This is a genomic window from Halalkalibacter nanhaiisediminis (genome assembly GCF_007830185.1).
Lineage (GTDB): Bacteria > Bacillota > Bacilli > Bacillales > Bacillaceae_D > Halalkalibacter > Halalkalibacter nanhaiisediminis.
On record NZ_VLKZ01000003.1, the window covers coordinates 448,889 to 461,103 of the forward strand.

Consider the following 12,215-nt stretch of genomic DNA (forward strand, 5'->3'; position numbering starts at 1 on the left):
AGCATCATTTAATAAATTACTAGGAGGAAGGTAAATGAAGAGCAAAGCAATAGGATTGATTTATATTTTAGTGATTTCAATGTTCATGATTGGATGTAGTTCAGATTCTACGTCACAAAATGAGGAAGAAGAATCCGAGGTAGTAACTGGTGGGGATATTCGAGTGGCGATGAATGCATCTCCTCCAACTCTTGATCCCCATATGACAACTGCCACTGCAACAAGTGAAGTTTCTAGACATATTTTTGAAACACTATTGACGTTAAATTCTAATTATGAAGTAGTACCAATGTTAGCCGAATCATTTGAGCAAAGCGAGGATGGATTAACGACGACGTTTGAATTAAGACAAGGTGTTACTTTCCATAATGGAAAGGAAATGACTTCAGCGGACGTTGTTGCTTCAATGGAAAGCTGGTTGATAAGGTCTGGAAAATCAGAGTCGACATTTAGTGGTACAACTTTTGAAGCTGAAGGTGATTATACAGTTATTATGAACCTTGAAACTCCTTCGATTGGTGCTTTACACACGATGGCCGCACCTACACAATTTTCAGCAATCATGCCAAAAGAAATTATCGAATCAGCACCTGCGCAAGGAGTTGATGAATTTATTGGTACAGGGCCTTTTGAGTTCGTCGAATGGAAGCAAGATCAATATATTCATCTACAAAAGTTTGAAAATTATCAATCTTTAGATGCTAACCCTGATGGTCTTGCTGGTAAACGAGAGGCTTTAGTTGATAACGTGTATTTCGATGTTGTCACAGATGACTCTACAAGAGTAGCGGGTTTAACAACAGGTCAATACCAAGTGGGCCTTTGGTTACCAAGGGATAATTATGACCAGTTAAGTAATACACCAAATGTCGTTACCTCTGTCGATTTATATGGGCCACAAAATTTGATTTTCAATAAAGCGGAAGGTGTTTTTACAGATCCGCTCATGCGTCAAGCGATAAATGCGGTCTTAAATAAGGATGAAATCATGTTAGCTGCCTTTGCTGATGAAGTATTTTATCGTCTTGACCATGGTTTGATGTACCAAGAGCAACTTGATTGGTATAGTGAAGCAGGTCAAGAATACTACAATCAAAATGACCAAGATCTGGCACAGCAACTGCTTCAAGAAGCTGGATATAACGGTGAAGAAATTAGAATTTTAACAAGTCGTGATTATGATCATATTTATAATACATCGGTGGTTGTTCAACAGCAATTAGAAGAGGCTGGTATCAATGCAAGCCTTGAAGTTTATGACTGGGCGACTGTAGTACAAAAAAGATCTGAACCATCTGAATATGATGCGTTTATCACAGGTTTTGTTACAGTGACTGATCCTACTCAAATTGTCACATTAGATCCGAGTTGGCCAGGCTTCACAGATGATGAAACAATAAGAGATTTGTTAGAAAACATTAGAGTTTCTACTTCTCAAGAAGAAGCAAAAGCTTACTTTGAAGAATTACAAGAGTATAACTGGTCTACCTATTTAACTCATATTAAAATTGGAGATTTTAGTTTACTCACAGGATATAGAAATAACGTGGAAGGAATTAATTTCTTTGAGGGAATTGTTCTTTGGAATACAACTGTACATTAAATCTTTTTATGTGATCTTTCTAATACCTAATACAAATAGTTTCCACTCATTAATTGCATGGGTGGAAACTATTTATCTACTGTCTCTTTAAAGAAACGATCGCTTTTAAGATGAGATTGCTGATTTTTATTTAGAAGGGGAGATTATTGCTTTGAAAATGTATATTTTAAAGCGAATTTTATCGCTTATACCAGTCCTCTTTATTGTATCAATAGTGATTTTTTCGATTATTCATTTAACACCAGGGGATCCTGCTTCTATTATTTTAGGAGAAGAGGCTACTGAACAAAGTAGAGAAAATTTAAGAGAACAGCTTGGACTAAACCTCCCAATTTATCAACAGTATGTTAATTGGATCATCGGCGTACTCCAAGGAGATCTAGGTCACTCTTTCTTTATGAATAAATCTGTAACTGCTGCTATTTTTGATCATATTGGGCCAACTCTATCTCTTTCCATTCTTTCTCAAGTAACAGCTATTATTGTTGCCCTACCATTAGGAATTTGGGCTGCATATCGTAGAGGAACTTTGACAGATCAATCTTTTATGGGGCTTTCGCTATTAGGGATTTCTATCCCAAACTTTATTTTAGGTTTATTTTTAATCATCCTATTTGCTGTAAACCTCCAATGGTTACCTGTAGCAGGGTATCAACCATTAAGCGCTGGCTTGTGGAATCACTTACAATTTTTAATTATGCCTGCTATCGCTCTAGGAACAATGCAAGCTGCACTAATCGCACGTATGACGAGATCAGCAATGTTAGAAACCTTAAATGCAAATTTTATTAAAACAGCTCGGTCGAAAGGTCTTCATGAGCAGATTGTGATTTATAAGCATGCTTTAAAAAATGCTTTTATTCCAATCTTAACGGTTATTGGTCAAACGTTTGGGATGCTAATAGCAGGTGCAGCAGTAACAGAGACCGTATTCAATATTCCAGGAATCGGACAACTGATCATAAACTCAGTAGAACGACGCGATTACGCTGTGATTCAGGGAACCGTGTTAATGATCACAGTCTCTTATGTGCTTATTAACCTCGTTGTAGATTTATTATATGGAGTGATTGACCCTAGAGTTCGTTTAATTAAAAAGTAATCAAACAACATGATAGCTTGGGCTTAAACGGACACGAACAGATGGAGGAATTAGTATGGAAGTTACTATGAAAGACCAAAAGCTTTCAGAAATAAGAAGCAGTATCAAAAAACAGAGAAGACAATTATTTATTAAGAGATTTTTAGCAAATAGGCTAGCTGTAACAGGTGGTATCATCGTTTTAATTACATCATTTTTTGCGATTTTTGCCCCATTTCTAGCTTCTTATAGCCCTTATGAAATGGAAGTTACAAGTAGGCTAGTCCCTCCTTCGACAGATCATATTCTAGGAACAGATAATTTCGGGAGAGATTTGTTTGCTAGGGTTGTATATGGGGCTCAAGCTTCAATGGGTGTTGGAATTTCGGTTGCACTCATTACTAGTTTATTAGGAATGGTAATTGGCTTATATGCTGCTTATTACAAAGTGTTAGATCACATCCTAATGAGAGTTTGTGATGGACTTATGGCTTTTCCTGCTATATTGCTAGCCATTGCCATTATGGCAGCTCTTGGTCCCCGTTTGGAAAATGTGATTATAGCGTTAAGTATTGTATACACACCATATGTTGCACGAGTCGTTAGATCTTCTGCCTTAGTTGTAAGAGAACAAACCTATGTTGAGGCAATGAAGGCTCAAGGTGCGTCTACTTCAAGAATAATCTGGTTCCATATTGCTCCTAATACACTTTCTCCTCTCATAATACAGTCTACTTTTATTTTTGCGGACGCTATTATTATTGAAGCAGGATTAAGTTTTCTCGGAGCAGGAGTACCAGCACCAGATCCAAGTTGGGGAAATATTTTATTTGATGGGAAATTGGTCATTTTTAATGCATGGTGGATGACGCTATTTCCAGGTTTGGCGATCATTTTAACAGTCCTCGGTTTAAATCTATTTGGAGATGGATTAAGAGATTTATTAGATCCTCATTCAAAACGAGTAAAGAAATAATTGATAATGAATGACATCAGCGGCTCTAAGGAGGTTTCATAATATGAGCAAGCACCTTTTAGAATTAAATGAACTAAAAACACACTTTCAAACAGAAAGAGGAAGAGTCACTGCAATTGACGGTATTTCTTTATATGTTGACACCGGAGAAGTATTAGCAGTTGTTGGTGAATCAGGGTGTGGAAAAAGTGTGACAGCTCAATCAATTCTGAGGTTATTTGAAGAAGGTGGTATTACCACCTACGAAGGGGAAATAGCCTTCGAAGGGGAGAATTTATTGGATATGTCTATGTCAAAAATGAGAAGAATTAGAGGAAATGATATTTCTATGATTTTTCAAGATCCTCTAAGCTCTTTAAATCCTGTATATACAATTGGTAATCAAATAGTTGAATCCCTTGTACTACATCAAAAGCTTTCCAAAGAGAAGGCATATGAAAAAGCCATTGAAATGTTGAAATTGACTGGAATCCCTGCACCAGAAAAAAGGGTTCATGAATATCCTCATGAATTGTCAGGGGGGATGAGGCAACGGGTCATGATTGCAATGGCGCTTGCATGTCAACCTAAATTATTAATAGCTGATGAACCAACAACTGCTTTAGATGTAACGATACAGGCTCAAATTTTAGATTTAATGATTGAATTGAAAGAGGAATTTAATATGGGTGTCATGTTCATTACTCATGACCTCGGAGTTGTCGCTCAATATTGTACAAGAGTAGTCGTTATGTATTTAGGTGAAGTAGTGGAAGAAGCAGAGGTAACACAACTATTTTCCTCACCTCAACATCCTTATACAAAGGGTTTAATGAAGTCAATCCCACAACTTGAAGGAGATCGAACAAAGAAACTGCATATTGTTGAAGGAACTGTGCCTTCTTTAGAAGATGTTCCAGTAGGATGCAGATTTGCTGCAAGGTGTTCATATGCTGATGATAAGTGTCTTGCAGAAAGGCCTATCTTAGAGTCTTGCGCTACTAATCAAAAAGTTAGATGTTGGCATTATCGGAAAATCACAGAAAAGGAGGGTCGGTTTAATGGCGCAACAAATGCATGAGAGAGAAAATACGCTTCTAGAAATTAAAGGATTAAAAAAATTCTTTCCTGTTAAAAATCCCATTGGAATAACCGAAGCATTTGTGAAAGCGGTCAATGATGTTTCTTTTCATCTCGTTGAGGGTGAAACTTATGGGTTGGTTGGTGAGTCTGGTTGTGGTAAAAGTACGATGGGAAGAACAGTTTTACGCTTAATAGAAGCATCAGAAGGTGAAGTTCTCTATAAAGGTACAGATATATTTCAATTAAATAGTAAGGAATTACGAAAACTAAGGCAAGACCTTCAAATGGTTTTTCAAGACCCATTTTCTTCATTAAATCCAAGAAAGAGAATTGGAGACATTATTGAAGAACCTATGATTATCCATAAATTAGGTACAAAAAAAGAGAGAATAGACAGAGTAATGGACATTCTCCAAAAAGTAGGTTTACAACCTGAACAATATTATCGGTATCCTCATGAATTTTCAGGTGGTCAAAGACAACGGATTGGTTTGGCTAGAGCTTTAGTAGTCAATCCAAAATTAATTATATGTGATGAGCCAGTTTCTGCGTTAGACGTTTCCATTCAATCACAAATTATTAATCTATTACAAGAATTACAAGATGAATATAAACTTACTTATTTATTTATAGCCCATGATTTGAGTGTGGTTAGACATATTTCAGATCGCATCGGGGTGATGTATTTAGGGAAAATGGTAGAAGAAGCTCCAACAGATAAATTGTTTTCTAACCCACTTCATCCTTACACACAAGCATTGTTATCTGCCGTGCCTCATCCTAACCCTGAAATGAAACAGGAGAGGGTTAAGTTAAGAGGAGAGATTCCGTCTCCAATGAATCCTCCATCTGGATGTGTCTTTCACACTAGATGTCCTTTTGTAATCGACGCCTGCAGGAAAGTAGTGCCAAAAACAAAGGAAATATCTGAAGGACATTTTGTTGCTTGTCATTTACATGATTAAAGCGTGGCAATTAAAATTAAATAAAATTATTTTTCAAATTAAGGACGTGACATATATGGATATAAATCAGGTGTTATTGCAACGAATAAAAATGCCATTAAAATCATCATTTGAAACAAGTTTCGGAAAAGTAACGGAAAAAGATATTATTGTAGTTCGGGTGTTTAGCGAAGACAAAGTTGGAATTGCTGAAAGTGTAGCCATGCCTTTTCCAATCTACAATGAAGAAACAACAGGAACTGTTTGGTATATGCTTGAGCATTTTCTAATCCCGCAATTGTTGGAGAAGGGAGTTAAACATCCAAGAGACGTTTTTGACATGTTCTCCTACATCCGTCGAAATAATATGGCAAAAGCAGCACTTGAAATGGCTGTGTGGGATTTATATAGCAAACAGAATGGATTGTCTCTTTCTGCTGTATTAGGAGGAACACGTAAAGAAATTGAAGTAGGCGTTAGTATTGGAATAGAGGACAATATTGATGATCTCTTAATCAAAGTGAACCATTTTTTAAATGAAGGATATAAAAAAATCAAAGTGAAGATTAAGCCCGGCTGGGATATTGAACCATTAAGGGCTATTCGAAATAAATTTGGGGACGATATTCCACTTATGGCTGACGCTAATTCCGCTTATACTCTTAACGATAAAGCACTTTTAAAAGAGTTAGATACGTTTAATTTAATGATGGTTGAACAGCCATTAGCCCATGATGATATTATTGATCATGCAAAATTACAAGCTGAAATGAAAACGCCAATTTGTCTAGATGAGAGTATTCACTCTGTAGAAGATGCTAGAAAGGCTTTGGAGATTGAAGCATGCAAAATTATTAATATTAAGATTGGTAGAGTTGGAGGTTTAACAGAAGCGAAAAAAATTCATGATCTATGTGAGGAACGAGACGTTCCAGTATGGTGCGGGGGAATGCTTGAAGCAGGAATCGGTAGAGCGCACAATATCGCTATTGCATCATTGAGTAACTTTACCATTCCTGGGGACACATCTTCTTCAAGTCGTTATTTTAATGAAGATATTATTTTTCCAGAAGTGACCTTATCAAAACCAGGAATGATCTCAGTACCAGAACGACCAGGAATCGGTTTTGATATTAATAATGAATTGATCAATAAAATGATTGTCAATGATAAAACTTTTACGAAAGCTACAATGATCAGCTAATGAACTACGGAAACATGGTCGGGAGGATTCACGAATGGTTATGACAGAATCCATTATGTATAGAAAGATTGATAACATTAAGGAAATTCAAGAAGTTGTTTCTTTCCAAGAAGAAATTTGGAGTCGAGATGCAGTTAGTCCACTTCCACAGCTTGTTGCAGCCTCTCATCATGGTGGCGTTATTATGGGAGCCTTCCATGCGGCAAAATTAGTTGGATTTTCTTACGGATTTTCGGGTTACAAAAATAAAGAGCATTATTTAATTTCTCACATGACTGCGATCAGTCCAAGCTATCAGAATTTAGGAATTGGTTTAGCATTAAAGCTGAAACAAAGGGATTGGGCAATAGAATACGGTTATAAAAAAATTGTTTGGACATACGACCCATTGGAATCACGAAATGCTTATTTTAACATCAATAAGCTTGGAGGATATGTTAAGACTCATCTTCCATCTTATTATGGAGAAATGAATGATAAGTTAAATAATGGTTTACCAACAGATCGTTTTGTCGTTGAATGGGATATTTGTTCAGATAGAGTGAAGAATGCTCTTGCAGGGTTAAACAAACTTGAAAGCTCTGATCGTGAGTATTCGTCCCTTCTTACTATCAAAGTTAACGGGGGTTTACCTTATCCTCATGAAGAAAATCTAATCAAAAATCAAAAAAGTTACTTAATTCCAGTTCCAGTCGATTTTCAAAAAATAAAACAAGTTGATTTTGAAGTTGCAAAAGCTTGGAGATTAAAATTTAGAAATGCGGCTTCAGACATTCTTTTAGAGGGTTATAAAGTAACGAGAATATTAAAGACTACTAATCATTTAGTTCATTATTATGTTCTTGAATATGGAGGCTTTCATGATTGATCACATTAAAGAGTGGGTGGATGAAAATAAAGAATTATTGACATCAACATATCAATATCTGCATGAAAATGCTGAAATTAGTTGGAAAGAAATAAATACAACAAAGTATTTATGTGAGCAACTAGACATTTTAGACATATCTTATCAAACATTTGAGGAGCATACTGGTGTCATTGGATTTTGGGGGAATAGTAAGAAAGGCCCTACAGTTGGAATAAGAGCTGAAATTGATGCATTGTGGCAAATGGTAGACGGTGACTGGAAAGCAAATCATTCTTGTGGTCATGATGCACATATGACTATGGTACTTTATGCTATTACTTGTTTAAAGAAGCTTGGATTTACTCCAAATGGTTTGATAAAAATTATTTTTCAACCAGCTGAAGAAACTGGTAAAGGGGCACAAGCTTTGATTGAGCAAGGTGTCATGAATGACATTGATTATTTGATAGGTATTCATGTTCGTCCCATCCAAGAATTAACATTCGGTCAGGCATCGCCAGCTATCTATCACGGGGCAACTACTTTATTAAAAGGAGGAATTAAGGGAATTCAAGCACATGGTTCGCGGCCAAATCTGGGTATCAATGTCGTTGACTCCCTTGGATCTGTGATACAAGCAGTAAATGCAGTGCAAGTTGATCCAACTGTTTCTGCCTCTGCAAAAGTAACCAAGGTTCAAGCAGGTGGAACAAACTTTAACATTATACCCGACTATGGCGAGTTCGGAATTGATATAAGAGCACAAGAAAATGAAGTGATGGATGATCTGATCAAACGGATAAAACAAGCAGTGACTTTAAGTGGTTCTGCTAATGGAGCGGAAATAGAAGTGGAAGCACTGGCATCGATGGTTGCTGCTGAATCTAGCCCTATATTAGAAGAGATAGTGACGGAGGCTATTATTGAGGCTCTTGGCGAAGAGGCTCTCGCAAAAGCGCCTGTTACACCAGGAGGAGAAGACTTTCATTTTTATAAAAAGTCGTTTCCGAAAATTCAAGCAACGATGGTAGGTTTAGGAACAGATTTAAATCCAGGATTGCACCACCCAAATATGAGTTTTAACTTAGATTCTTTACAGAATGGTGTAAAAATATTATCAACTTCTATTGTGAAATTGTTAAACAATAGATAATAGAAGAGAATAACAAGAATAAACAGATGATTAGTGATACTATTGAAAGATAGAGAGACGTTACTAAGAGTAACGTCTTTTTTCATAATTTATCTAACGAAAGTATGAAGTTGAATCGAATAATCTCATTTTTTTTAAGGAAGGATTAATCATGAACGATTTTAATGAGAAAATAAGAAAGCAATTCAATGAACTAACAAAAAGACAAAAGTTAGTTGCAAAATATATTGTTGATTTCCCTACCGAAGTAGCATTTCAAACGGCTAAATACGTAGGTGAAGCAAGTAAAACAAGTGAAACTACAGTTATTCGGTTGTGTTATGCATTAGGGTATACTGGATATAGTGAGCTCCAAAAAGAAGTACAATCTTCATTATTAGAAGAATCAACTCATTATAGTGATCCATTAGAACGTTTCCGTACTGCATCTAAATCGTTAAAAGATAAAGATTTGATTCAGTATATTATAGAGCAAGATAGTACATATGTTAAAGCGACGTTAGAGCAGTTAGATTTTAAACAATATCAAAAAGCAATCGATTTATTAATTACATCAGAGAAACGTATTGTAATTGGCTTACGTTCATCTTACGGTCCTGCCAACTGGCTAACGTTCAGCCTTAATATAGTTGTCGGGAATACATTACTGTACCGTGGTGAAATTGAGGATGTAAATTATTTATTATCTCAAATTGATGATAATGCATTAGTAATTACGATTTCATTTCCGCGGTATACTCAAGAGACTTTCTCATTTGTAAAGGCTGCAAAGAAAAAAGGTGCCCAAGTATTAGCCATAACAGATGATGAATTTTCTCCAATAGGACAGTTTGCTGATATTCTGTTTAAGGTCGTGGCTCCTCCACCAATTCCTCTAAAAGGAATAACGCCAACCTTCGCATTATTAAATTTACTTGTTACAAGTGTTGCTGCTTCAAATGAATCAAAGGTTCAAAACCGAATGGAGGATTATGATCAAACGAGTGAAGAATTCTTTCCATTTATGAAAAACAATCGTTAATTTAAAAGATGGGGCATCAAACTAATCTGTTCAGTTGAAAAACAAAATTATACGTCAGATTACTTAATAACGTTTTTTTACTCGCTACTTTAATCAAATGTGTGCGAATCGTTTGAATTTGAATGCCTTTAGAGGAAGATGGGAAAATCAGTGTGCGCAACCAGTTCGTTAAGTTATAGGCAAGTAGACTCAACATCATGCGTGCTTCATTAACGAGAAAATTATGGCTTTTCATCTGATCAAGGCCAAAACCATCTTTTGCTTCTTTTATGAAATTTTCCATCGTACCTCGCTGTATGTATGAATGCACAATTGCTTGAGGTGAGAAGCTTTCACCAAGACTTGTCACGAAAAGGTATGCGAAAAAAAGAGTTCACCAGCTGGACGCGTCGATTGAATCACAATGCGACGAGGCTTCGACCAAGACGACGCTTGATAAATAGATTCTTCCATATAGCTTTCTGTCACGGTCACATCACGAATTTCGCGCGTTGGATGTAGTTCTTCCGCAAGTGCTTTTAACTTGGCGTTCGCTTTTAAACGAATGATATAGTACACCGCTTCCTTTTCGCACAATTCATATAGCTCAGGCACCGCAAAGCCACTATCGCCACGGACAAGATAAGACTTTTCAGGAAAAACGTCGTTATAATGTTCGATGAGTGGACGCATAAAATCAACTACACCAATGGAAGTATAAACGTTCCCTGGACGCAATTGAGCTTTTAAGAAATCCCCTGTTAGCCCATCAAATGCGACAAGTGGATGAATGCCCATTGTGCGATAATGCGCGTTGTAGGACGAATTTTCTTGGTATCCGTATGTATCGGCATGTGTTGAATTTAAATCAAAAATCAGCGTCTTAGATTGTCGGGAATGATGAACTCGGTCAAGCAGCTCCTGATTCGCCGCTTGAAGTTGGTTCAGTGCTTGCGTGTCAAAGCGCTTGAAAAATCGTGATAATGACGGTTGAGAAGCGAGTGCAGGCGTACCAAGAACTTGTGTGAAAACCGGATCATGTGTCAAACGATCCGCAGCATCGTCTTCGTGATAGCCAGCGATAAGCTGATAGATTTTTTGACGAAGAAGTTGTTCGTTTTCATGAATACAATACGTGCGTTCATCTTTTAACTGGAGATGTTTGACGATGGTTTGCGAGAAGCTCAATTTCTCATCAAATTCACGGAAAATCAATTCGCCCGTATCTGAGGAAAGGGCGCCTCCATCATTTAATAGCACGATTGAAATGTATGGTATTTTGCGATAAAGTAGTCATCATAAGAATCCTTTCTATTGGTTGTTTCTTGGTCGTAATAACCTTAGCAGAAATGGATTCTTTTTTCATCTTTTAAATGAAAAAGAGAATCCCACTAAAAAGCCGAGAAATCAGCTTTTTAGTGGGATTTTGTATTGATTGGTGAATAATCTAGGTTAATTTTTGATTAAAATATAAACACGTTATCTTTTTATAGTACGAAGTGAGTGCGTTTAGGTTATTGATAGATTATTCAAATAAAAGGAGGGACTATTTTAAAGAAGACAATAAGTTTTTTAAATGAGTAAATGCCAAATCTCAAATTTAGTCATATTTGTTTTTAGTTATCAATTAGTATTATGTTTAATGATAGATTAATAAACTTATCCATAAAATAAACTTTAAATTAATTATTGCATTAAGTTAATTTATGAGGTATATTTTTAAACGTCGCTTTTAACGACAGCATAATTTGCAGCAGACAATCGTTAATTTTCAAGAAAACTATTCAAAAAAAGTTGTTGCATAGAATAATAAATTATGCTAATATAATAAATGTCGCTGATGAGCGACACCGAGTTCTTTGAAAACTGAACAAAAGCCAAGCGAAATAGAGATACATGATATCTCGTCAATTATTAAGAAGTATCGTTAGCGATACATTTTGAGCTAATGGATTTTTCAAAAGGTGACCGACTAAGTTCGCGACGTCCTGTTGCAACGTCGGCATTAGCACATCCGTGTGCATCACTTTTATGGAGAGTTTGATCCTGGCTCAGGACGAACGCTGGCGGCGTGCCTAATACATGCAAGTCGAGCGAATCAAAGGGAGCTTGCTCCCAGAGATTAGCGGCGGACGGGTGAGTAACACGTGGGCAACCTGCCCTGTAGACAGGGATAACACCGAGAAATCGATGCTAATACCGGATAACACCTTTCTTCTCATGGAGGAAGGTTAAAAGTTGGGATTACTAACACTACAGGATGGGCCCGCGGCGCATTAGCTAGTTGGTAAGGTAATGGCTTACCAAGGCGACGATGCGTAGCCGACCTGAGAGGGTGATCG

9 protein-coding genes, 1 rRNA gene and 1 pseudogene are annotated in these 12,215 nt (G+C 36.7%); 10 read left to right on the forward strand and 1 reads right to left on the reverse strand.

Features of this window, described 5'->3' with window-relative positions:
* The first annotated feature begins 34 nt into the window (after positions 1-34).
* The 9 genes from IQ10_RS07505 to IQ10_RS07545 all read left to right on the forward strand — a co-directional run bounded on the left by IQ10_RS07505 (position 35) and on the right by IQ10_RS07545 (position 9,894).
* Positions 35-1,603 (forward strand): ABC transporter substrate-binding protein, encoded by a 1,569-nt coding sequence (locus tag IQ10_RS07505; RefSeq protein WP_144449839.1) that lies wholly within the window; start codon positions 35-37, stop codon positions 1,601-1,603.
* Positions 1,604-1,754: 151 nt separating this feature from the next.
* Positions 1,755-2,705: an ABC transporter permease gene (locus tag IQ10_RS07510; RefSeq protein ID WP_144449840.1), complete on the forward strand. Its 951-nt coding sequence runs from the start codon at positions 1,755-1,757 to the stop codon at positions 2,703-2,705.
* 55 nt (positions 2,706-2,760) lie between these two features.
* On the forward strand, positions 2,761-3,660 hold the full coding sequence (locus tag IQ10_RS07515; RefSeq protein WP_144449841.1) for an ABC transporter permease: 900 nt from the start codon (positions 2,761-2,763) through the stop codon (positions 3,658-3,660).
* A gap of 43 nt (positions 3,661-3,703) precedes the next feature.
* Complete coding sequence (locus IQ10_RS07520; protein ID WP_144449842.1) at positions 3,704-4,720, forward strand: ABC transporter ATP-binding protein; 1,017 nt, start codon at positions 3,704-3,706, stop codon at positions 4,718-4,720.
* A complete protein-coding gene (locus tag IQ10_RS07525; protein WP_144449843.1) occupies positions 4,701-5,687 on the forward strand; it encodes an ABC transporter ATP-binding protein in 987 nt (328 codons plus the stop codon). Before IQ10_RS07520 ends, IQ10_RS07525 begins: the two co-directional genes overlap by 20 nt.
* A 55-nt stretch (positions 5,688-5,742) precedes the next feature.
* Positions 5,743-6,870 carry an o-succinylbenzoate synthase gene (gene menC, locus IQ10_RS07530; RefSeq protein WP_144449844.1) on the forward strand — a complete coding sequence of 376 codons (1,128 nt, stop codon included), beginning with the start codon at positions 5,743-5,745 and terminating at the stop codon, positions 6,868-6,870.
* Between the two features lie 34 nt (positions 6,871-6,904).
* Positions 6,905-7,738, forward strand: coding sequence for a GNAT family N-acetyltransferase (locus IQ10_RS07535; protein WP_144449845.1), 834 nt, complete (start codon positions 6,905-6,907; stop codon positions 7,736-7,738).
* Entirely contained in the window at positions 7,731-8,873 is a 1,143-nt protein-coding gene (locus IQ10_RS07540) for a M20 peptidase aminoacylase family protein (RefSeq protein ID WP_144449846.1), read from the forward strand. Before IQ10_RS07535 ends, IQ10_RS07540 begins: the two co-directional genes overlap by 8 nt.
* 151 nt (positions 8,874-9,024) lie before the next feature.
* Entirely contained in the window at positions 9,025-9,894 is an 870-nt protein-coding gene (locus tag IQ10_RS07545) for a MurR/RpiR family transcriptional regulator (protein WP_144449847.1), read from the forward strand.
* Between the two features lie 16 nt (positions 9,895-9,910).
* On the opposite strand, the pseudogene IQ10_RS07550 reads toward IQ10_RS07545, so the two are convergent.
* Positions 9,911-11,170, reverse strand: a pseudogene (locus IQ10_RS07550) (IS1380 family transposase).
* Positions 11,171-11,901: 731 nt separating this feature from the next.
* Between IQ10_RS07550 and IQ10_RS07555 the strand changes: the two are divergent.
* Positions 11,902-12,215, forward strand: a 16S ribosomal RNA gene (locus tag IQ10_RS07555); the annotation flags it as partial.

Coding starts and splice junctions, on each gene's coding strand:
- IQ10_RS07525 (WP_144449843.1), top strand. CDS start 4,701: ATGGCGCAACAAATGCATGAGAGAGAAAATACGCTTCTAGAAATTAAA.
- IQ10_RS07545 (WP_144449847.1), top strand. CDS start 9,025: ATGAACGATTTTAATGAGAAAATAAGAAAGCAATTCAATGAACTAACA.
- IQ10_RS07540 (WP_144449846.1), top strand. CDS start 7,731: ATGATTGATCACATTAAAGAGTGGGTGGATGAAAATAAAGAATTATTG.
- IQ10_RS07535 (WP_144449845.1), top strand. CDS start 6,905: ATGGTTATGACAGAATCCATTATGTATAGAAAGATTGATAACATTAAG.
- IQ10_RS07520 (WP_144449842.1), top strand. CDS start 3,704: ATGAGCAAGCACCTTTTAGAATTAAATGAACTAAAAACACACTTTCAA.
- IQ10_RS07515 (WP_144449841.1), top strand. CDS start 2,761: ATGGAAGTTACTATGAAAGACCAAAAGCTTTCAGAAATAAGAAGCAGT.
- menC (WP_144449844.1), top strand. CDS start 5,743: ATGGATATAAATCAGGTGTTATTGCAACGAATAAAAATGCCATTAAAA.
- IQ10_RS07505 (WP_144449839.1), top strand. CDS start 35: ATGAAGAGCAAAGCAATAGGATTGATTTATATTTTAGTGATTTCAATG.